Origin of the sequence: Paenibacillus anaericanus (assembly GCF_003994475.1) — a bacterium.
GTDB classification, from domain to species: Bacteria; Bacillota; Bacilli; order Paenibacillales; family Paenibacillaceae; genus Fontibacillus; species Fontibacillus anaericanus.
This window is the reverse complement of the sequence record NZ_RZNY01000039.1, coordinates 1-23107: the sequence shown is the minus strand read 5'-3', so window position 1 is coordinate 23107 and position 23107 is coordinate 1. Positions and strand designations below refer to the sequence as shown.

Annotated in this window: 16 protein-coding genes; 10 read left to right on the top strand and 6 right to left on the bottom strand. The window is 44.6% G+C overall.

Features of this window, described 5'->3' with window-relative positions:
- Window positions 1-129 precede the first annotated feature (129 nt).
- Window positions 130-3627 carry an S-layer homology domain-containing protein gene (locus EJP82_RS25360; protein WP_127194862.1) on the top strand — a complete coding sequence of 1166 codons (3498 nt, stop codon included), beginning with the start codon at window positions 130-132 and terminating at the stop codon, window positions 3625-3627.
- A gap of 161 nt (window positions 3628-3788) precedes the next feature.
- Window positions 3789-4307 carry a GyrI-like domain-containing protein gene (locus EJP82_RS25355; protein WP_127194861.1) on the top strand — a complete coding sequence of 173 codons (519 nt, stop codon included), beginning with the start codon at window positions 3789-3791 and terminating at the stop codon, window positions 4305-4307.
- Window positions 4308-4378: 71 nt separating this feature from the next.
- Here EJP82_RS25355 and EJP82_RS25350 read toward each other — a convergent pair whose 3' ends face one another.
- Together EJP82_RS25350 and EJP82_RS25345 are read right to left on the bottom strand one after the other, a co-directional pair.
- Window positions 4379-5719 (bottom strand): hypothetical protein, encoded by a 1341-nt coding sequence (locus EJP82_RS25350; protein ID WP_127194860.1) that lies wholly within the window; start codon window positions 5717-5719, stop codon window positions 4379-4381.
- Entirely contained in the window at window positions 5720-5905 is a 186-nt protein-coding gene (locus tag EJP82_RS25345) for a hypothetical protein (protein ID WP_127194859.1), read from the bottom strand. It abuts the gene before it with no gap.
- 260 nt (window positions 5906-6165) lie between these two features.
- Here EJP82_RS25345 and EJP82_RS25340 point away from each other — a divergent pair, with 260 nt between their 5' ends.
- From EJP82_RS25340 to nudK, 4 genes are all read left to right on the top strand, one after another.
- On the top strand, window positions 6166-7029 hold the full coding sequence (locus EJP82_RS25340) for a helix-turn-helix domain-containing protein (protein WP_170220301.1): 864 nt from the start codon (window positions 6166-6168) through the stop codon (window positions 7027-7029).
- A gap of 69 nt (window positions 7030-7098) precedes the next feature.
- On the top strand, window positions 7099-8205 hold the full coding sequence (locus EJP82_RS25335; RefSeq protein ID WP_127194857.1) for a phosphotransferase enzyme family protein: 1107 nt from the start codon (window positions 7099-7101) through the stop codon (window positions 8203-8205).
- A gap of 393 nt (window positions 8206-8598) precedes the next feature.
- The gene (locus EJP82_RS25330; protein ID WP_127194856.1) at window positions 8599-9786 is read left to right on the top strand and encodes a MerR family transcriptional regulator; all 1188 of its coding nucleotides are present in this window, start codon (window positions 8599-8601) and stop codon (window positions 9784-9786) included.
- Window positions 9787-9788: 2 nt separating this feature from the next.
- Window positions 9789-10772 carry a GDP-mannose pyrophosphatase NudK gene (gene nudK / locus EJP82_RS25325; protein WP_246054434.1) on the top strand — a complete coding sequence of 328 codons (984 nt, stop codon included), beginning with the start codon at window positions 9789-9791 and terminating at the stop codon, window positions 10770-10772.
- A gap of 456 nt (window positions 10773-11228) precedes the next feature.
- Here the strand turns inward: nudK and EJP82_RS25320 are convergent, their stop codons facing one another.
- The 3 genes from EJP82_RS25320 to EJP82_RS28240 all read right to left on the bottom strand — a co-directional run bounded on the left by EJP82_RS25320 (window position 11229) and on the right by EJP82_RS28240 (window position 13718).
- Window positions 11229-12569 (bottom strand): hypothetical protein, encoded by a 1341-nt coding sequence (locus EJP82_RS25320; protein WP_127194855.1) that lies wholly within the window; start codon window positions 12567-12569, stop codon window positions 11229-11231.
- 423 nt (window positions 12570-12992) lie between these two features.
- Window positions 12993-13463 (bottom strand): pyridoxamine 5'-phosphate oxidase family protein, encoded by a 471-nt coding sequence (locus EJP82_RS25315; protein ID WP_127194854.1) that lies wholly within the window; start codon window positions 13461-13463, stop codon window positions 12993-12995.
- Window positions 13464-13559: 96 nt separating this feature from the next.
- Window positions 13560-13718, bottom strand: a complete 159-nt coding sequence (locus EJP82_RS28240) for a hypothetical protein (protein WP_211350297.1) — start codon at window positions 13716-13718, stop codon at window positions 13560-13562.
- Between the two features lie 276 nt (window positions 13719-13994).
- On the opposite strand from EJP82_RS28240, the gene EJP82_RS25310 reads away from it, so the two are divergent.
- The 3 genes from EJP82_RS25310 to EJP82_RS25300 all read left to right on the top strand — a co-directional run bounded on the left by EJP82_RS25310 (window position 13995) and on the right by EJP82_RS25300 (window position 21395).
- Window positions 13995-14669 carry a hypothetical protein gene (locus EJP82_RS25310; RefSeq protein ID WP_127194853.1) on the top strand — a complete coding sequence of 225 codons (675 nt, stop codon included), beginning with the start codon at window positions 13995-13997 and terminating at the stop codon, window positions 14667-14669.
- Between the two features lie 544 nt (window positions 14670-15213).
- Window positions 15214-18684 (top strand): stalk domain-containing protein, encoded by a 3471-nt coding sequence (locus EJP82_RS25305; RefSeq protein WP_127194852.1) that lies wholly within the window; start codon window positions 15214-15216, stop codon window positions 18682-18684.
- A gap of 824 nt (window positions 18685-19508) precedes the next feature.
- Window positions 19509-21395, top strand: coding sequence for a discoidin domain-containing protein (locus EJP82_RS25300; protein ID WP_127194851.1), 1887 nt, complete (start codon window positions 19509-19511; stop codon window positions 21393-21395).
- A gap of 121 nt (window positions 21396-21516) precedes the next feature.
- Here the strand turns inward: EJP82_RS25300 and EJP82_RS25295 are convergent, their stop codons facing one another.
- The gene (locus EJP82_RS25295; protein WP_127194850.1) at window positions 21517-22428 is read right to left on the bottom strand and encodes a helix-turn-helix transcriptional regulator; all 912 of its coding nucleotides are present in this window, start codon (window positions 22426-22428) and stop codon (window positions 21517-21519) included.
- Between the two features lie 99 nt (window positions 22429-22527).
- Here EJP82_RS25295 and EJP82_RS25290 point away from each other — a divergent pair, with 99 nt between their 5' ends.
- Entirely contained in the window at window positions 22528-22992 is a 465-nt protein-coding gene (locus tag EJP82_RS25290; RefSeq protein WP_127194849.1) for a VOC family protein, read from the top strand.
- The last annotated feature ends 115 nt before the right edge of the window (window positions 22993-23107 follow it).

The window sequence follows — 23107 nt, the reverse complement described above, 5'->3', positions numbered from 1 at the left end:
CTGATAGACCCGTACACTTCCTCTCCTGCTTCCATTAAGATTTCATTAAGAAAAGTCGTTTTAATATTTGTTAAAATATAAGGAGTGTAAAGAAAGAAACGCTTTATACCATAGAAAGTGGTGAGTAAATTGCAGCATTATTTGCGGAGAAGCATATCCATTTTTATAATCGTAACCTTGCTAATTAATTCAGGGCTATTTGCACCGACTCCAGCTAAGGCGGATTCGACCGAAGAAACCTACGTATGGACATTAACAACTCCAGTGGGCTTGAGAGCTATTGCATATGGAAATAACCTTTATGTAGGAGCAGGGCTAAACGGGCTTATCTACACCTCACCGGACTTAGTGACCTGGATGCAGCAGGATGTGAGTGCCCAGACCAATAAGAGACTCAATACCGTTAAATTTTTAAATGGAAAATTTCATGCCGCAACTGGACGGGACGATAACAGGACGGGAGCTTTTTTTATCTATTCAAGTGACGGCACAAATTGGAGTGCCGGGACCGGCAGTACAGACTATAATACCTATGTATTTTCTTCAATTGCTTATGCGAATAACAAGTACCTGGCAACCTCATCTAATGGCGGAGGGATTGAACAATCTTCCACAGGTGCATCTTGGAGTAATACGACAGTTGGAGTGGGTGCTCCCCGTTATAATGACATTACATATGTTAGTAACCGGTTTCTTGTAGTTGGCAATATAAACACCGTAGTTGGCAATATAAACACCGTAGTTGGAGTAGTTAGACAGTCTGCGGACAACACGGGAACCACATGGGAATCAGACGTATCGCTTACCAATGTGAGTGGTTTAAATGGTATAGCGTCGGATGGCAACCAAGTCATTGCGGTCGGTGATGGCGGAACAATTTTTCGTACAGACGCTACAAGTCCTCTGCTACCAACTGTAGCCGTAACCTCTCCTGTCAACAGTACTCTTGAAAAAGTGGCCTATGACAGCGGCAACGGCGGGCTCTATGTTGCAGTAGGTAGGAGTGGTGCGATTATTACTTCAAGTGATGGGATCAACTGGAAAATTGAAGCGGCAACACCCAAGATAGGGGAGTATATGCGCGGCGTCATTTTCGGGGAGAATACTTTCGTTGCTGTGGCAGATGGTGGCGTGTACAAAAGAGTGTTGGGCCGATCAGTTAGCTTTGACAGCAAGGGCGGAACGACTGTGGGCAGCCAAGTCGTACCAATTGATACTAAAGCCAATCAACCGCAAGTACCGATAAGGACCGGTTATACCTTTGCTGGTTGGTATACCGATACTGAGACGACGTCACCGTTCGACTTTGAATCAACGACAATAACAACAGATTTTACGCTATATGCAAAATGGACGTTGTTATTACCGCTTTCAGCGCCTGCAAATGTGACAGCGATAGTTGGGGATCAGCAGGCCATGATATCGTGGAGCTCTGTGACCGGAGCTACATATTATAATATTTATCAAGGAACTGCATCCAATACTTATAGTCTCACACCAGTAGCGACTGTATCGGGCACTACTTATAATTACAACGCGATAAATCTAACGAACGGCACAACCTATTATTTTGCAATCAAGGCGGGTAGTACAGTAACCAGCAGCACATACTCCAACGAAGTGGTTGTGACACCGGAAGCGGTTGTGCTCCCTACACTACCAGCTGTTAACGTATCCAGCGATAATCCGCATTCGGAGTTAGCTAAAGCTGGAGACACGGTGACATTGACATTTACGGCGAATAAAGACTTAAACGGACTTCCTACCGTTGTAATAGCAGGTCATTCTGCAGACGTTGTAAGTGTTGGCAGCTCTGTTTACACGGCTAAGTATACATTCAGGGGAATTGAAACTGAAGGAGTTGTAGCGTTTACAATTGATTATGCGGATAGGGATGGGAATGCTGGAGGTACGGTAAGCGCAACAACCGACGGAAGCAGCGTGATCTTGGATAACGTACCCCCATCAGGAACGTTCCTTATCGATGGCGGCGCTTCGTCGACCGCCACGACAGCTGTCGCATTATCGGTGACAAGTACAGATGGCAACGGTTCGGGAGATATACAGATGCGGTTCTCGAATGATAATGTCGATTGGAGTGCATGGGAAGCTGTTGCCGCAACCAAAGCATGGACCCTGACAGGCGGCAGCGGGACAAAGACCGTGTATATGGCGCTCAAAGATAAAGCAGGTAATGTGACAACACAAGTGATTTCGGCTGCCATTGAGTTAAGGACAACTTCTTCTGGCTCTTCTGGCTCTTCTAGCTCGGGTGGCAACTCTTCACAAATTGATTTCATTACGGCGAATGTTGAAAATGCAGGCAATGCAAATAAAACTGTTGTATCAACAGTGATCATCAGACGTACGACAGACGCAAAGGGTCAAAAGAAGGACGACTTCAATTTCACAACGGAGCAAGTCGCTAAACTGGTGGAGCAACTTGCGGCAGCCGGTTCTTCATCAGCTCGAATCGTGATACCTGATACAAAAGATGAAGTGTCAGAATTGAATGTTACTTTTCCACAGGCTTCCGCCGATCTTTTGGGGAAAAATGGAATAGGGTTCGAGCTTGCCACAAGTGATGTGCGAATTGACATACCAAGTGTTTCAATGCAGGGATTAAAGGAAGATATTTATTTCCGTGTTGTTCCAGTGAAAGAAGAGGAAAAGCGCAAGGAAACTGAGCAGCGTGCAAGAGCAGAGCAGAAGGTACAGCTTGGAACTGGCAGCAAGAGCGCGGACGTGATCGGTCGTCCGATGATCATTGAAACGAATCTTCAAAACCGTCTGGTTACACTGGTACTGCCTTTGAGCGAAGTATCGCTGACTAAGCAGCAATTAGACGATTTGGGAGTTTTCATCGAGCATAGCGATGGGTCGAAAGAGTTTGTCAAAGGCGAAATCGTCACCTATGATGAGTCAGGTAAATTAGGCATTCGCTTTGTAATCAATAAATTTAGTACGTTTACGATTGTTTATATGGAAAATTGGAATAAGGTAGCAACAGCAGATACGACATCTCACAAAGCATTCGTTACCGGATACACAGACGGATTGTTTAAACCGGATGCCCGTATTACCCGTGCAGAGATGGCGACAATTGCTACAAGGGTGCTGGATATGGAGATGAAGGCAACATCCATCTCCTTTACGGATGTTCCAGCGGCACATTGGGCGAAGGATGCAATTGATCGTGTGACGAAAATGGGATTGATGGAGGGTTATCCGGACGGCAGCTTTAAACCCGAGCAAACCATCACACGGGCTGAAATGGCAAGTATGGTTGTCCGAATGAAGGGCGATATTGCAGCTAACTTCAATGGAAGTATGTTCTCTGATGTGGATGGCCATTGGGCGAAAAAAGCGATAGTAAGTTCGAAAGCAGTCGGCATTATTAATGGTTATCCGGATGGAACGTTCCGTCCGGCAGCAGAATTGTCCCGTGCGGAGGCCATTACAATGATTAGTAAGCTGCTTGAGAGAGGTCCGCTAAGCGGTGTGAATCCGAAATGGACGGACGTCCCTGCGACGCATTGGGCGTTTGGTTATATTCAGGAAGCTTCAGTTAATCATGCAGCCGGTAAAACTACGGACGACGGGGAACAAGGCGTTCAGATACCGTAGAAAGTAATTCTATTGAAAGTGATGGCAGAAAAGATGCTGCCCGGTAGTTTAATACCCGCTCACAGTGATCTTTTGAAGGAATTTTGCGAAAAACATTGAATAAGATTAAAAAGAAGTCTACAGCTCGGTTAATCACGAATCATATGGGAGGGGAGAGGGGATTGTTGCAGGAAACAATTGCGATTGATTTAATTGAAGTGGCACCTTTCAAGGCATTGGCAGTAAGAACGGGAATGACACCTGATAAGAGTGGAACGCGGGTGGCGTGGAGCAAGCTTACAGTGCAGGTCCCGCTTGACGATGCCCGACTTACGGATGGGCCAGCAGCATATGTGTTCATTCCACAGGAGCAATGGAGCAAGCAAGTCGATACGCTTTGGGTTGGGCTGGCAGTTCGGGAGTTTGGGAATGTACCAGATGGCATCGAGACGTTGGAGGTAAACGGAGGGCTTTGTGTGAGCGCCCGAGTTCACGGGGATGAGGCCCATATGTGGCGGGTATATGATGCGATATTTGCATGGCTCGAACAGTCACCCGATTATGAAATCGATCGGCGTGCAGGCGTGCTCGGAATGGAGACAGTCCCGTTTGAACCGTTGAACGCACTCATGATCCCTTATTCTGAGATCGTAACCTTTAACTTTACAATGTTATACCCGGTTCGCAAGAAGTCGTTGTAGCTTAAGGTATTCGCCCCAAGTGACCTTGAAAAAAAGGGTCTATCGAAAGAATCCGATAGGCCCACCGACCGTTAGTAATCTGCCAGTCCAAGATAGTGTAGCGAGAAAACGTTCTCGTAGCCTAGCGCCGCCCGCAGATCATGCTTATTGCTTACGCTTAGATTGGCGTACGCTGCCTGTGCTTCGTAGAAGCTTTGTAGACGTGTCTTACCATTATCAATCGCCTCATAGTACGTGTAAACGAAGAAGAATGGATTATTTCTCTCCAAAAGTTCTTTATCCACTGCGAGGTAATCATTCCAGTCATCACCTGTCTCACCCTCTGGTGTTGGGACTGGAAGCCACAAGTAGTTCGCAACGTCTCTGCTGTAAGTCGCAATAGTGAAAGCGATAGGATTGATCATTTTACCCTTCGCCATTCCATCGTGGATGATACTGTTTGCATTTAGTCCCTCGGCTGTACCTGACCCCCAGAAAAAGGCTGTATAGTAGTTGGAGTTCAGGCTGGCTGCACTTTTACGATCGAAGAAGTAATTCTTTCTATCCTTTTTCAGAGCGGCTCCTTCGGGGGTTCCTTCGCTACCTACTACAAGATCCATTACCCCTGACTTGTTCTCTTTCACCAGATTCGCAGCAAGATCCTTATAATAAGTACGAAGATCAGTATTGCTGAAGTAACCGAATTCTTCTTTTTCTTCTTTCATTCGATTCATAAAGAATGCGATGTCATCCTGTCCTACATCCAGTCCTTTTTGAAACTCTACAGGGGCTGAAAGGGCAACGGTTGGAATGGATTTTCCTTGGATCTGCTTACGATACGCCTCATAGTTACTGACATACTTGTAGATTTCCCCTTTCGTCAGCGGAAGGCGCGAGACAGGCCATTCGGGAACAATGCTGACCGGTTGATTCTCCTGAATGATTCCGTAGACGGTGACGTCCGTCAGGTATTTGCTGTCGTTCTTGAAGTTGGAGTAGAACAGGTCAGAAACGTACTTATGGGGCTTTCCGCTCTTGTCGTACTCGATGCCGTTCCATTCAAAATTACCTTCCGTAGGCTTCATTTTATGGACATAGGAGAAGGAAGGGACATCGCTAGCCAGACCAAAGATCTGGATTCCGGCGACTTTGCCACCAAGCTTCTTTTGCTGTGCTTTCAGGGCATCTAGCAGTTTGGGGGCTTCCTTGTAGTTTTTTGCGTCGAACAAAACGTTATTGGTATTCTTGAACTTAGCTACATATTGCTTGATGGCCGTGAGGTCCTTAGTGTCGACCTTTGAGCTATTGTAGACGAAGTAATAGTTGCTTTTCTCTGTGGTAGCTGTTTCGCTGGCACTCGTAATGCTACCGAATGGAAGAAGGATTAATATTAGTATAAAAAGAATCATGGAATTACATCGGAATCTATTCACTTACAACATACCCCCTGAAGTTATCTTATATAAGAATATTTTACCATTTAAATCAATTGTAGAGAATAAGAAAATGGCGAAAAATGACGAGATATGTCCCCACCTACTTAGCTTATATTCTACTTCTGCCCGGATTAGGTTATCATCAATAGGAAATTCATTTAACATCTGAACTTTCGTATTCAATTTATTGGCCTCATTTTGTGATAACTATTGGATGTGATCTGTTTGGCTCTCTTCATTAATACATTGATTTTAGAAAGTTTTCCGTATTATGAATGCTTGTATAGCTATTGAACGAGAAGTAAAGAAACCTAAGCACAATTTGACCGTAAATCTCCACAAATGTTAATTACGTAACCGACAGAGTTTGCTATTATGCTTACTATAAGGAAAAATTATCCTAGGAGTGTGCATGGGTTATCGAGCCATACAAGATTCTATCTTTGCTTCTATCACGAATAGAAGAACATGTTTCAGGCACTAGGGAGACGGAATATCTGGCCGATCTTCAGGTCTCCAATGTTCATTTACGTCGGATCTTCAAGTTCGCTTTTGGTGTGCCGCTACAAAGCTATATCCGCTCTCGAAAGCTAGCTGTCAGCTTGGAGACTTTGATGCAAACCGAGAAACGGGTCCTGGACATTGCACTCGAATGCGGTTATGAACATGAGCAAACCTATATACGCGCGTTCAAAAGAGAGTATGGGCTTACGCCTGGCGAATGCAGAATTTCTGACAGTAACATTCAAGTAACACCTCCTCTACATCTGTTTCCAAAGAACAATGTTTGCGGAAATTTGGTGTACGGGCCGGATATGGTCATGATTCCGTCCTTTCATCTAATTGGGCAAAAGTATCGAATCGAGATCGCTGAATCGCCGACAGAAGCGCCCGAGGTTGCCAAGCAGTTCTGGTGGAACAAGCGGCATAAAGTGCCGAATCCAGTAGAACCCAATATCTATTACGGTCTAACGAGGACAGATGATCCATCGCTTAGTTGGACGTACTATCTACCGTCTATGCGTGTAAAGAATCTGAACGATATTCCTGACGGCTTTACAGGCGACACTGTCCCTGCGTCCTTGTGCGTCGGCTTTCGCTATATTGGGAACCATCATTACCAGGAGATTGACGAACTACGTGCAAAAGCGCTATATCATGCCATCGATAGGCTTGCAGAAGAGCACAAAGGGAAATATGAGTTATTGGATAGCGAATTTTTCTTCGAAAAAATCGATACGGATGCGTATGATGGCGAGTATTGTCAAATGGAATGGTTTGCGCCCATTAGAGTGAACTACACTTAAAATGATCAAAAAAGTCCATTAAGCGTGCCGCTAATCTGGTATGTTCTTGTTGTACAGTAACAAATATAAATGTTTGTGCGAAAAGGAGCGATAGTTATAAATTATAACGAAGTTGTTGCAATCGGAGATACCTATTTACTTACAGTAGTATCGGAGTTGTTCGGATTAGAAGGCTATGAAATCCAGTTGATCCCGGCACATGACGGAGGGCGTAATGTAGTATATACCTGTGAGAAAGAGGGCGAGGGCGAGGGCGCTAAGATACTCAGAATCGCTTTCTTACCTGACAGGAGTCGGGAAGACTTTCTGGGAGAAGTTGAGTATATCAGGTATTTATTCGAGCATGGAGGAAGTGTCTCGGATGTAATCAGCTCCAAGAAGGGGAATCTGCTGGAGGAGATCACCTACAATAACCACACCTTTTTTGTCTGCCTGTTTGAAAAGGCTAAGGGAAAACTGCTGGTAGAAAATAATTATCGGTACCGGGAAGATGCTCCGATTACCGAATATTATTATAATTGCGGTAAAGTACTGGGACAACTGCACCAAATATCGAAAAGCTATACGCCTGTCCATCGCCGGCATAGTTTTTTTGACAAATACAATGCTGATTATATAGATAAACTGATCCCCAACAAATTATCTTTGCTTAAGGAGAAGCTGGTAGAGCTCCTTAATACCTTAGAAGGACTGGATAGGGATCGTGAGTCTTTCGGTATGATCCATTTTGATTACAACGATGGGAATTATTCGATAGATTTTGATAATGGGCAGATAACCGTATATGATTTCGATAACTCATGTTTTGGTTGGTATATGTTTGACCTAGCAGGTCTATGGACATCCGGAGTGGGCTGGATACAATTCGAACCAGACGCCGGTAAACGCAAAAAGTTTATGGATGATTATTTTGAAACCGTTCTCGCGGGATACAGATCCGAGACCAAGATTGAAGATTCGATGTTGGATAAGTTGCCTTTACTTATTCAGGCGAATTTCATGGAAAATATTGTTGATGCATTCGAGGTGATGCAGAACAATGGTGAGGAACCGGAGTGTGACGAGGTGCTGTCGTATCTCATAAAATGTATGGAAGACGATATCCCGTTTAAGGGATTTTTCGATAAAATTTACTCTTGTGAAGAGCCTTTTGAGTATGAGAAACGAGATATTTAGTTTTTTTCGAGCAGTTATGTTCAAAACTCAAGGCCTATCTACATACTGTTCAGGTACGTTACGCAAAAAAAATACGAGGTATAACAGTAGAATTTACTAGCCCTTAAAGCCCCCGTGAGCTCCGTTTCGCAAGGGCTTTTTGTCATTTGATTGTATGCCGATAACACCGCAGTCGGTATACTTCCATATTTTAAATTGAAGAAGGATATGGACCCTAATGATGATGCCTTATAAGCAGGGGTAACTGAAGAAATTATTTTCAGATTTTTTCTGTTTGCACTTTGTGTTGTAATGGGTCTTTCTTGTTTCACATAAATCTCTTGCAGGTAACGTCACGTAACCAGATATACTAGGTTTAACGTTACTAGTTGTAAACGGGAGGGGGGAGTAAACATGAAGGAAACTACATATTTCACAACTGGACAGTTGTCTAAGTGGACGGGATTAACGCTTCGAACCTTGAGGTATTACGACCAGATAGGACTATTGACTCCAGACAAAGAGCATACAGGAGCTGTTCGAAGGTACGGAGTGGATGACCTAAGACGGCTGCAGCAAATTCAGACGCTGAAGTATGTGGGGTTGTCACTGGATGAGATCGGGGATCTACTGGCTGCGGAGGCCGGTTTAGGTTGGAAAATTCGGAACTCGCTTCTTGCTCAGTTAGATGTGGTGCGGCAGAAGATGCTCCATACCGAGAATGTCGTGAAGGTGATCCGAGGGGTGTTGGAGGACGCCGACGGGTTAGGCGAGGGGGGATGGAGTCATCTGGCGGACATTATTCAGGCCGTACAGATGGAGCAGAAGTGGGGGGAGCAGTATCGGAATGCATCTCGGTTACAATCCAGAATACACCTCTATAACCGATTCTGTACCAATCCACACGGGTGGCACAAATGGGTATTCGAGCAGCTTGGGCAGGAGCCGGATGTTCATTTGCTTGAGCTAGGCTGCGGAGACGGTTCCTTGTGGGTGTGCAATGCTGATCGTATTCCGAAGAGTTGGCGCATCACGTTAACGGATGTGTCTGAAGGGATGCTGGAGGAGGCGCGGAGCCGCCTCAAAGGCTTGCCCCAATTTAAGTTCCTGTTGGTGGACGCGCAAGAAATTCCTTTCCATGAAGGACAATTCGATAAAGTAATCGCCAACAACATGCTCTACCATGTGCAGAATATTCAGCAGGCTATCCAGGAAATACACCGTGTCATAAAACAAGACGGCCACTTCTACGCCACGACGATGAGCTTGCGGCACCTGCAGGAGGTGGAGCAACTGGGGACATCTTATGACCCTGGAATGGAGGTACTGGACCGCGTTATTGAGAATTTCCATCTGGACAATGCGGCCGGGCTGCTCTCGCCCTATTTCCGTGAGGTTGAACCGTTTATTTATGAGGACAGCCTAAGAATCACCGAAGTAGAACCTCTGATTGACTATATGATTTCTACTCCCATGAATGCGCGGTTACGACTGCAGGGTCATGTATTGGATCACTTTCGAGCCTATGTTGAAGAAATCCTAAAACGTGAAGGTGTACTGCTGGTTACGAAAGAAAACTGTATTTACAAAGGGAGGAAGTAAGCATGATGGAGACGAACAACCCCAGAATCCGAAGTGTTACAGAGGAAATTCTGTCGGACAATTGGTATGTGCTGAAGAAGGTCACCTTCGAGTACCGGAAAGATAACGGGGTATGGGAGAAGCAGGCTCGTGAAGTGTACGATCGCGGCAACGGTGCGACCATTCTCCTCTATAATCGGGAAAATCAAACCGTTGTACTGACCTGCCAATTTCGGATGCCAAGCTATAAAAATCAAAATCCTACGGGCATGCTGATCGAAACATGCGCCGGATTGCTGGATCGGGAGGCGCCGGAAGCAACCATTATTCGCGAAACGGAGGAAGAGACAGGCTACAAGCTCGCGAAGGTACAAAAAGTCGGAGAGGCTTATATGTCACCGGGGTCTGTTACGGAGATCGTGCATTTTTATGTCGCTGAGTACGACGCAACCATGGCGTCGGGAAGGGGAGGCGGTCTGGACGAGGAACAGGAAAACATCGAGGTACTCGAATTGCCATTCCACCAAGCCCTAGAGATGATACGGACCGGCGAGATTCGGGATGGGAAGACGATCCTGCTGCTTCAGTACGCTGAGCTGCACGGGCTGCTTGAACGTAAGGCAGAAAGTGAGCCGGAGCGAAAATCGCTGCATATTCTTGTCGCAGGGCCGTATCGGTCGGGAACCGGCGATGATCCAGAAAAAATCGAACAGAACGTCCGGTTCATGAACGAGATCGCCTTAAACATCTACGAAGCTGGCCATATGCCGGTTCTTGGGGAGTGGTACGCGCTGCCGCTGATCGCTACCGCAGGATCAACCGAAATTGGTGACGAGACGTTCAATCGCATTTTTCACCCGTCATCGACGCGGCTAATCAACCACTGTGATGCAGTGTTGAGGGTAGGAGGTCCGTCGACGGGTGCGGATGAAATGGTAAAAGTCGCGAAGGAGAAGGGGAAACTGATCTTTGATAGGTCCGAGGATATCCCTAAGCTATATTCATGACTTAAATCGAAAACTCTTGTATGAGAGCACTAAGTATTGATTTACTTCAGAGGTAACGGCCTTCTGGACTGCTTCGAATTTGGCTAACTCCTCATCCTCTAACTTTGAGTTCTGAGTGACCTTCACAGCCAAAGCCTTATTAGCTTCTCCATCGCAGGTCAGCAAACAAGTCAACGCCGATTTAAACGATATATTAAAAAGTATAAAATTAAACTAGCATATTCCCTGTGATCACGTTTGACAAAAGAAGCATCATTTCCTTTTTAGAATTCATGCAATAATTTATGCGTTCCTTCTATGTTCCTGTGCCGCACGCCGAGCGTCTCGGCGTCATTCATAGGTATCATATACATTTATTTACACATTTGTTCGTGGGCTAATCAAATGTAATAGCCCCAAGTGACCTTGGAAAAAAAAGAAGGGCCTATCGAAAGAATCCGATAGGCCCACCGGCCGTTAGTAATCTGCCAGTCCGAGATAGTGCAGCGAGATAACATTCTCGTAGCCTATCGCCGCCCGCAGATTATGCTTATTGCTTACGCTTAGATTGGCGTACGCTACTTGTGCATCGTAGAAGCTTTGTAGACGTGTCTTACCATTATCAATCGCCTCATAGTACTTGTAAACGAAAAAGAATGGATTATTTCTCTCCAAAAGTTCTTTATCCACTGCGAGGTAATCATTCCAGTCATCACCTGTCTCACCCTCTGGTGTTGGGACTGGAAGCCACAAGTAGTTCGCAACGTCTCTGCTGTAAGTCGAAATAGTGAAAGCAATAGGATTGATCATTTTACCCTGCGCCATTCCATCGTGAATGATACTGTTTGCATTTAGTCCCTTGGCTGTACCCGATCCCCAGAAAAAGGCTGTGTAGTAGTTGGAGTTCAGGCTGGCTGCACTTTTGCGATCGAAGAAGTAATTCTTTCTATCCTTTTTCAGAGTGGCTCCTTCAGTGTCTCCATCGCTACCTACTACAAGATCCATTACTCCGGACTTATTCTCTTTTGTCAGATTCACAGCGAGATCCTTATAATAAGTACGAAGATCAGTATTACTGAAGTAACCGAATTCTTCTTTTTCTTCTTTCATTCGATTCATAAAGAATACGATGTCATCTTGAGCTTCATCCAGTCCTTTTTGAAACTCGACAGGGGCTGAAAGGGCAACGGTTGAAATGGATTTTCCTTCGATTTGCTTACGGTAAGCTTCATAGGTGTTGATGTACTTGGAGATTTCACCTTTCGTTAATGGAAGGCGTGACACAGGCCATTCTGGAATGATACTGACCTGTTGATTCTCCTGAATGATTCCGTAGACGGTGATGTCGGTCAGGTATTTGCTGTCGCTGTTGAAATTGGAGTAGAAGAGGTCGGACACGAACTTCTCGGGTTTTTCGCGCTTATCATACTCGATTCCGTTCCATTCAAAATTACCTTCCGTAGGCTTCATCTTATGGAGGTAGGAGAAGGAAGGGACATCACTCGCCAGACCAAAGATCTGGATTCCGGCGACTTTACCGCCGATCTTCTTCTGCTGGGCTTTCAGGGCATCTAGTAGTTTGGGAGCTTCCTTGTAGTTTTTTGCGTCGAACAAAACGTTATTGGTATTCTTGAACTTAGCTACGTATTGCTTGATGGTCGCGAGGTCCTTAGTGTCGACCTTTGAGCTATTGTAAACGAAGTAATAGTTGCTTTTCTCTGTGGTAGCTGTTTCGCTGGCACTCGTAATGCTACCGAATGGAAGAAGGATTAATATTAGTATAAAAAGAATCATGGAATTACATCGGAATCTATTCACTTACAACATACCCCCTGAAGTTATCTTATATAAGAATATTTTACCATGAAATCAATTGTAGAGAATGAGAAAATGGCGAAAAATGATGAGATATGTCCCCACCTACTTAGCTTATATTCTACTTCTGCTCGGATTAGGTTAACATCAATAGGAAATTCATTTAACATCTATAAAAATGATTATAGCCGCTCCGATAAGCCATCCGTAGTAATTGGCAATGAAGGAAAAGAGCAACCAAATACCGTACATCCCTACCATAAGTAACGGCGAAAAATAGGGAGTGTGTAGACACTCCCTTTGTGCTAACATTGCTTATTATCAAATGACTACTTCACATTTTTCCAATAAGGCGAACCACGCAGTATGCTTATATCCCAGCGGAAGCAACCTAATATGAAAATATATGAAAACTACATAGGCCACTTAATTTGCCGTCTTATTGACAAAATCAATCTCATTTCTGATCCCTTTATGGGCGTCATTCCACAGGCCCTTTGTCAGGCGGATGCGCAGCAGGCATGTGTTGGGGTCTTCGTCGTTATTGGCTTCGTTATACCACTCAGCGAATATTGTGCGCAGCTTTGTCATCATCTCGGTGTTTTTCTCGTCACACACCCAGCCAAGGTTTTCACCGATACCATCGGCTGTAAAGTTTTCGACGATGATACAAATGGCTACTTCGGGGTTTTGGGCGATCTGCAGCATCTTGCCTGAGGTCGCATAGGTGACAGTGTAGAACGCGCCGTCCTCATAATAGGCGTCCACAATACGGGCGGCGGGACGGCTTTTGCCATCGGCCCCCGGTTCCAGCGCGATGGTGGACAGAGTGATCAGGCCGTCCTTGTTGCCCACTTGTTCGTCCAGCAGCTTCATGGCTTCGGAGTACTTGCTCATTTTATTATCCTCCTAAAAAATGTAATAAGGTATACATTATTAAGCTTATCATTGTGAAATCTTATTGCATGTGAAAAATTATACGATGTAAAAATATTAGATCGCTATCGTAATCCTCTCCTTACTACGAGCTATTTTGCTAGAAACACAAAAATCCCCCTCTGCTTCATCAGCAGAAGGGGGAATGGTTTGGAAGTATTCCTCTATGTTTTTATCAAAGGTTAGCTCAACCTCTTTCAATCTCTTTCTGTTCATATCTGAGCGTGGACTCGTTCGAAAGAGACCGTCTGCACCTTGTCATCTCTAAGCTCACATTCCAGTCTGGTCCTGTCAGTGGTCAGTTTGTCTAGCTCACCTTGAAGATGTCACGGATTCAGGTGAATATGAGTAATCTGCTGTTTAAATGAATATAAACGGTATTTTATTTCAAATTTAAATAAAATATTCCAAAAGAACTATAGACTGCAGCAAAAAATCTCTCTATAATACCCACTAACAATTGTATAATTTTCCATGAGGAGAGTGAATTAAATGAAGAAAAAAGCATTTGTAGCTATTATAAGCGCATCAATGCTGGTCAGCATGGGAACTGGCGCTTTAGCGGCAACTAAGCTGCAGGAAATTAAAGCTTACCTTAATACTGAGGTAAGGGTGCAGGTCAATGGAAGTCATGTTGATTTGCGTGATGTCAAGGGAAATGTTATTGCACCAATCTCCTATCAAGGAGCAAATTATTTTCCTATTCGCGCCATCTCCGACGCACTTGATATAGCAGTCGATTATGATGAGACTACCCAAACTATTATTATAGGCGAGAAAGTCGACGGCGTTTCTATTGTTGATGGATTTAAAGATATGTATTATACGAAAGACTCAGCTAAAACAACCTATAAAGGCAAGGATTATAAAGAGGCTTATTTCAACGATGGACCTGGCAACCGCAGCACTAGCTTTATGCTCTATCCGAATAAAGAGCATCAAACACTATACCTTCAGATAGCAGCTGTTAACGGTGATATAACGGCCCTTAATATAGAAGACAGCGATACCAATACTACTTTGAAAAAGATAGATGTGATCAAAGCTGAGGAAGGCTTGGTCACTGTCCAAGCGGATATCGCTGGCGTTAAATCATTGTACATTCACGGAGATGTAAAAAGTGATACTGTTGTCTTTGTACCATTGACTACTTCGTATTATAAATAGGTCTTATCTAACAAAGGTATCTCCATCACGAAGGAGATACCTTTGTTTCTATTCCAGCATTTGAAAGCCGCTTTATGTCACACCTGGGTGTCTACATAAAGGGGATTATACCAATGTATCAGGCTTTTTCGGTGAAAAATGTGAAGTTTGCGAGTTTAGTTTTTTTGTTGTTATGGGTTCACATTCTATTATAGATATAATTAGGTTCTGTATGTTTAGTGCATAGATGGCGATCATATTATAGCCTCCCTGTTGTAGGGAGGTTATTTTTTGTGAAGTTAAATTTAGGAAGCAGTTATGTTTATTCAGAATATTGCAGTAGGCAAATTGAAGGAGAAGTAATTGGTTCAGAGTATAGCGGGGGATTCCAAGCGACTTGCGAATGGTAGGTATTGACGGAGCAGGCGTAACGCGTGTAATGCTTTTTTACAAATATATCCACTTGTCATATGACATAACTAGTGACAATTGTCACTAGTTAAAATAGCGGCAGTATATTATTGTTTGAAATAAGTTTGAACTTATGAGGTGAAAGGGGATCAATATGAGGGTAGTATTTAGTCGTTTGTTAGTCGCTGTTATGATTTCCACACTTATTGGAGCCACAGCCACAGGGGCTGCTGGAATTCAAAGCGAGCCGTCTCTGGGCGGCAGCCATGAAGCTCTGTCAAGAGTAACGTTATTTGCTGGAAGTGGTAATTTTGACGATTGGGATGGAGAGACATCAAAGGCATCTTTTCGTATGCCTCAAGGTATCGCTGTCTTGAAAGATGGTTCTGTGCTTGTGGCGGACACCCGAAATCATCTCATCCGTCAAGTGAAGAATGGAGAGGTTTCTACTTATGCGGGCTTCATGCTTGACGCGGAAGACAACGTAACCCCTGAGGGGGCTTGGAACGATGGTGCTAAGGAAGCCGCAGTGTTCAACGGTCCTTCGGGCATGGACACGGATTTGGAAGGTAATATATACATAGCAGATACCGAAAATCATCGGATACGAAAAATATCTAAAGATGGAATGGTAGCAACGGTTGCCGGAGATGGCATGATCGGCGATGAAGACGGCACAAGCGCGGGAGCGAGATTCCATCACCCTCAGGATGTGGCTGTTGCTGCAGACGGAACCTTGTATGTTGCGGATACCTTGAATCACTTGATTCGGCGAATAACACCGGATGGACAAGTCACTACGCTTAACACTCCATCGGATCGGGTCGTTGAGGTTGAAGCCGGTTACGTGGTTCCTGCAGGTGATTATGCGGACGGTGCATTGTCGGCATCCAAGTTTAATGAGCCTACCAGCATTGCAATCGACCATAAAGGCAATTTATATGTAAGTGATACAGGCAATCATGTGATCCGATATATTGATTTGGCAAAAGGTACGATTACAACTGCGGTAGGTTTATCTTCGGGAGAGAAGCCAGTGTATGCGAGTGGAACTCTGTATGCCGAAGGCGGTTATGCAGATGGGGCCGCTGCGGAAGCACGTTTTCAGTCTCCTAGAGGGATCGCTATAACGGAGGAGAATGGACTGGTTATTGCCGACAGCTTGAACCACACGATTCGTTACCTTGTTGATGGACATGTGAGTACAATTGCTGGTGTACCTGCGCAGTTTGGTCAAGTAGATGGCATTAACGGTCACAACCTGCTTCACAATCCTACCGATGTAGCGGTTCTGCCAAATGGCGGCTTGCTCATTGCGGACAGCTATAACAATAAAATCCGCGAGCTTGAGTATTACCGGCTTCCAACCCATCTGTCCCGCAATGATCAGGTGAAGGTTGTAGTGGATGATTCGGTTATCAGCTTTGACGCGCAGCCCGAAATTGTGAAGGGGCACACGATGGTTCCTTTGAGAGCCTTAAGTGAAATGATGGGCTATAAGGTTGGATTTTTGGATAATCAACGTACCATTGAATTGACAAAGGGCGAAGCAAGAATCAAGCTACAAATGGGGAGTCAAGTGATTACGGTCAAGAATACTGCGGCGGATGCGGAAGAGCAGCGGGTAATGGAAGCGGCGCCTTATACGAAAGATGGCCGTTCCTATGTTCCGGTCAGGTTTTTCAGTGAGGCATTCGGAGCAGACGTACAATGGGATCCGAACACAAGGACGGTTATTTTGCGGGAAATAACAGAAGCCGTTGATAAGCTGCCTGTAGCAGATGGCAAGTCGCGTACGGTGGTTCTTGAACAGATAAAAGGAAAGGTCTGGATCACTCAGGCGGGTGGTTCTTTGACTTACCAGGCCTATAATGGCATGACTCTTCATCAAGGTGATCATATTCTTACGGAAAAGAATACGAGCGCGATATTAAAGACGGTCGACCGTAAGGATGAAATTACGATTAGCGAAAACTCGGAGCTGTACATTTCAAATTTAAGTGATGCGTCCCGTGCAAAGCATACGAGCTTTATGTTATGGAGCGGGCTGGCTGCGGCCAATGTGTCCTCATTGGTAAATGCCAAGGATACCTTTAACATCCTGACGCCGACGGCTGTGACTGATGTTCGCGGCACGAATTTTGTTGTGGCCATCGATCCGGTTACGGGGATTCCGACCCTTTTTGTAAACAGTGGACTGGTTCAGGGAAGCGACAACGGAAATGCCCAGAATCCAGCCTTCGTATATCCTTCGCAGCAACTGAACTTTTTACCAAATTCCCAAGCACCAAATGTGCCTTATATGGTTGACCTATCCGGTCTCGTTAATCAAGCTTCACCTGCTGTTATCGAAGCCCTATTAAGGGCTAAGCAGGAAATAGATCAGGAAAATGCGGAAATGCTGGAGAGAATGAGGAATGAAGCTTCCGGCTCTATCTCTGGCGGGAATCCGGGTGGCTTGTCTCAAAGCGATCTGGATCGATACCAGAGTAATTTGGAAAATCTGCTTGCTAATATTTTAAAGCAGGCTCGTGATCAGAATTTAATAGAACCAGACAAATTGAAGGCACTTATCGATGAGGCCAATAAGCAATCCGATAATAAGATCGATTTGGATAATGTCCCACCGCTTCAATTATCGGATGAGGAAAAGCAGCAACAGGAAAGACAGAAGCAATTGGAGGAAGAACAAAAAAGGCAGCTGGAGGAGCAAAATAAGCAGCGTCAACTAGACGCACAGAAGCAAGCCCTAATAGATAAGCTTCTAGCTGAAAAAGAGCGACAAGAGCAGGAGAACAAGAAGAAACTTGAAGAAGCCCGTAAACAAGCGGAGGAGAAGTTGAAGCAACAACTTTCGGATGCTGAGAAGAAAAAATTTGAGGAGCAACAAAAAGCTTTGGAGCAGATGAAGCAGCAGCAAGAACAAGCTCAGCGGCCGCAAGCACCAACGCCGACGACACCATCGACACCATCAGGACCATCGGGACCAACACCGACGCCAACACCGACGCCAACACCGACGCCAACACCGACGCCAACACCGACGCCAACACCAACACCAACCAATACCGTTCCTAAGGTGGTCAAACCAATATCCGATAGAATAGTAAACTCTGAGGAGCCTTTTGAAATCAATATGAGCGAGGTTTTCCATGATGCGGATGGCGATTCATTAACATTCACAGCCCGTTCGAGTGATTCGGCAGTTGCAGAGGTAGATGTGGAAGGAGCTAGTATGCGCATTAGCCCAACTGGTATCGGTTCAACAGAAATTCGTATGACGGCCGATGATGGAAAAGGCGGACTAACTGAAACCTCCTTCCGTTTCGCGTACTATGGGGAGATACAGAATATGAGGGCTGAAGTCCAGCCCGATTTCATTGAGCTCTATTGGGATGAGTATGGGGAAGAGGGGATCAACTATCACGTTTATATGAATGAGGAGCTGATCGAAACCACCCCAACCACCCATGTTTCACTTAGGGGTCTTAATCCGGAGACGGTTTATAATCTGCGTGTAATTGCGGTTAATCGCGATGAAGAGATCGTAGCGTTAGCCAATTATTCGGTAACGACACCTCCTATTTACTTTGAGCCTGTAGAAGTGACGACTCTATCTGAATAATGAAGAGGTTGAACCAAGTATGGAGCTATCCAAGCGACTTCCAATGATTATGAAGAGGACGTGCTAGCATCGTGCTAGCGGCTATTAAAGGCTAAAGGGCACCCGACCGGGTGCCCTTTAATTTCGCCCTATAGATGATACGGAGAACCTTATCACAAGTGCGGTGAAATTTTTCGGATCTCCTGCAACGTGCTTGGAAAACCGCTTGCCGGGCATGGTTTTGGGGAAAGACAAAGGGTGAGGACCGGTGGTTATATGCCACCAATCCTCGCCCTCTTATCATTATCTGGTTGCCCTTTTCAGCAGTTTAATGAAAGCGAAAGCCACCTAAAGAGGTCTTTTTATTTCGCTGTTTTCGTAAGAATTGTTGCTATTCGGTAAGACGAGCTTCTGGGCTTGAGTTATTCAATTAAGTCCTAAGAAATCTCAACCTTGCGACCACGCTTATGGGCAGTGCGATGTGGGATGCCGCTTTTGCGCCCCTTTTCAGATTCCATAAAGTGCGTTTCACCCGCATTCGATAATGCCGAAATCTTAATCTACAGTATTCAGGTTGCATCGGATAACAAAGTAAATTAGGTAAAGAGCTTAATTTCGACCTTATTAAAGCAGAAGTAACAATAAGCAAACATTCTTTCGCGTATTTTGAATAACATAATGAATGATGCAACAGCCGTATGATTTGAATACGCCCCATCCTCCGCATTCTATGCTAGTTAAAGGCGCTGTACGATGTTGTACGAACGAAACGCTATAGACTACTTTTGACGGAGAGCTCGCAGTATCAAAAGCGTTAATTATTAGGGTAGGAGAAAGGGGTAGGAATGATGGAAGGGTCAGGTCTTAGTCGGGGCAAGAAAAGGATTAAAGCGAGGATAAGAGGTCACTTGATGGTGGCAGCTATCATCGTTTCGTTACTGACATTTGGATCTTCGTCATTTGCCGGAGGAGATCAAGGGGGCGACACCCAAGAGGTCGTGACTTATAATACGAACGGCGGCTCAACGATTCCCCCTGACTTTGTGTCACCCGGAGGTACGGTGGTTTTTCAACAAACTCCTGTAAAGGAGTGCTATAGCTTCGAGGGCTGGTTCTACGACAGTGCTCTGACGCAAGCCTACAATACGTCAGATTCAATCAATAATGACCTAACGCTGTATGCGAAATGGGCGGCCTCAAGTGCAGACGCGCAGTGCGGCGCAGCTACACTGACATTGACCTCGACGATCGGTACGGTAAGCGTCGGAGGGACGGTAAATGAGACGATCATTGTCGGGAGTGACGTCAAGCTAGCCACGTTGAAGGCCGCGATCACGCCGTCAGCGAATGCATCGTTCGAGATCTACAATGCAGACGGAATAACGAAAGCGACGACGCTAGCGACGGGCATGAAGATCATCGTAACCGCGCAAACCGGTACGAATAAGGTGACGTACACGATAACGGTGAGTTCTCCGAACTTAGCGTTAAATAAATTCGCGAAGGAGGACAGTGCGTGCAACGCCTCGGAGACAGCGGCCAAAGCCGTGGACGGCAGCGTAACCAATAACGACAAATGGTGCTCATTATCCGGCAACCGTTGGCTGCAGATCGATCTCGGCGCTGTTGAGCAAGTGAACCAATTTGTCATCAAGCACGCATCGGAAGGCGGAGAGCCAACCTCCCTTAACACGAAGGCGTATAATATTCAGGTCAGCACAGATGGTACGAACTGGAAAACGGCAGTCGACGTAACCGATAATAAAAATAGTGCGACGGTAGACAATATCACTGCATTATCAGCAAGGTATATCAAGTTGAACGTTACGACGCCTACGCAAACCACAGATCCTGTAGCAAGAATCTACGAGTTTCAGGTATTCGGCCCACCCAATTTGGCATTAAATAAACCCGCGACGGTTGATAGTACATGCAATACTTCTCAAACCGCGACCAAAGCCGTGGACGGAGTAGTTGTCAATGATAGCAAATGGTGCTCCAAATCCAGTAACCGTTGGCTGCAGATCGATCTTGGCTCCGTGAAGCAAGTGAACCAATTCGTCATTAAGCACGCATCGGAAGGTGGAGAGACGGCCTCCTACAACACGAAGGCTTATAATATCCAGGTTAGCACGGATGGTCTGAAGTGGAATAAGGTCGTAAACGTAACCAATAACTTAAGCGGCATTACGGTAGACAATATAACTACTGTACCGGCTCGATACATCAAGTTGAACGTTACGGCGCCTACGCAAACCACCAACCTTGCAGCAAGAATCTATGAGTTCGAGGTTTACGGACCTCCAAATGTGGCATTAAATAAACCTGCGACGGTTGACAGTACGTGCAACGCCCCGCAAACCGCGGTCAAAGCCGTGGACGGCGTAGTTGTCGATGATAGCAAATGGTGCTCCAAATCCAGTAACCGTTGGCTGCAGATCGATCTCGGGTCCGTGGAGCAAGTAAACCAATTTGTCATCAAGCACGCATCGGAAGGTGGAGAGACCGCCTCCTACAACACGAAGGCTTACAATATCCAAGTCAGCGTCGATGGTACGAACTGGAACACGGTGGTCAACATAATCAACAATACGAGCGGCATTACCGTAGACAAAATAACTGAAGTAAAGGCTCGATATATTAAGCTGAACGTAACGACGCCTACACAGACCACAAACCCCGCAGCAAGGATTTATGAGTTTGAGGCATACGGACCTAGTTTTACGACATAACCCTTGCGACTTATGTGATAGTAAAGATTTATTGCCTCTGAGACTTTAAGTTTCAGGGGCTTTTTGATTTTTGATTAGAGACACGACGCCCCGCCGGGATCGCACGGGTTCCGATCATGGTTTAAGAATATTTCTCCAACATTTTAATTAAATAACTTCGAAATTCTTCAACATATGTTTTGGGTTCTACGATTTTTAGGTTTGTACCGAAACTTGCTAAGAATTGAAATCCAATACTGTTTTGAGGAACATAGATGGTTGCTAAGAAATATTCAGAACTATAGTTTTCAATACTCTTCAGGCCGTACCTTTCAATGAATTGATCTTTTATGCTAGGTGAAATCATCACCTTAATAGCGACTAGTTGCGGTTGATAACTTGCTTCATGCTCTTGTTCTAATAAATAATCTCTAGGGTTAAATGTTGTTTCATCCACATTAAGATTATCGATCCTAGATAATTTAAATGTTCTATATCTCTGACGGTGTAAACAGAATCCCTTCAAATACCAACTCGTTTCGCTAAAATGAAGCTGATATGGCTCGACAATTCTATTCGTTGTAGTGCCATTTTTATCAATATAATCAAATGAAATTAACTTTCTCTTTAATATGGATTCTTGGCATGCCTTCAAGGTTTGAAGAATCTCAGACCGACCCTCCCAATCATAAAATGACAGTTGGATTGAACCTTTCAGAGACAATGGGCTAACCATGGCTTCTATTTTTTTAATAGTCACTGCAACTTCTTCGCTAATTAGAATTTGTTTCAATCCGCCGAGCGCAGTCAATATATTCTCTAAGTCGGAGCTACTTAAAAGACGTTTATCAAACTTGTATTCATCCATAATGCCGTAGCCACCATGAACTCCAGTTATAGAGTAGATCGGGATGTTTGATAAACTTAGTGTTTCCATATCCCTAAGAATCGTTCTTTTAGACACGTTAAATAATTGTGAGAACTCGGTTGTTGAAACGACATCCTTTTTCAGCAATATCATAATTATAGATATTAATCGCTCAGCCTTCTCCATATCTTCCCTCTTTTTTGTACTTTATTTATAAAAGGTGACATACATCTGTCACCTTTTATAAATTATACTACATCTATCAGAAGAAGGAGGTATGACTTTATGTCAGCTATTGCATATTTAAACTTTGATGGAATCGCAGAACAAGTAATTGATTTTTATTCGGAAGCTTTAAACGTACATGAAGTAAAAAAAGTAAAATTTAAGGATCTTCCACAAGATCCAAACTATCCATTGCCAGAAAGTGAATTAAATATGATCATGGAGTCTTCAATAGAATTCGCAGGCGGGAAAATAATGATGTCAGATATTGTACCTTCAATGAAGGCGGTAACGGGTGAGTTGATGAAGGGAAATAATGTACTTATAAGTCTAGTCATTGATGATAAACAAACACTGGAAGAATATTTTAATCATTTGGCTGTTGGTGGTAAAGTTACGATGCCGTTATCAAATACTCCTTGGTCTTCGTGCTTTGGAATGCTAGTTGATAAGTTCGGAGTTTCCTGGAAATTTAATAGTGACGCAGATAAGTTTCTTGATAGAGTCATTTCTAACAAACAGTAACTCATTCAAAAAAATGGTCTTGTAATTAAGAGGCCACTGAAGAACTTGTAGTTTTTCAGCACTGCTAAAGTTAGACTAATAAAAAGACGACCTTTTTTCCCGTATTTCGGGGTGA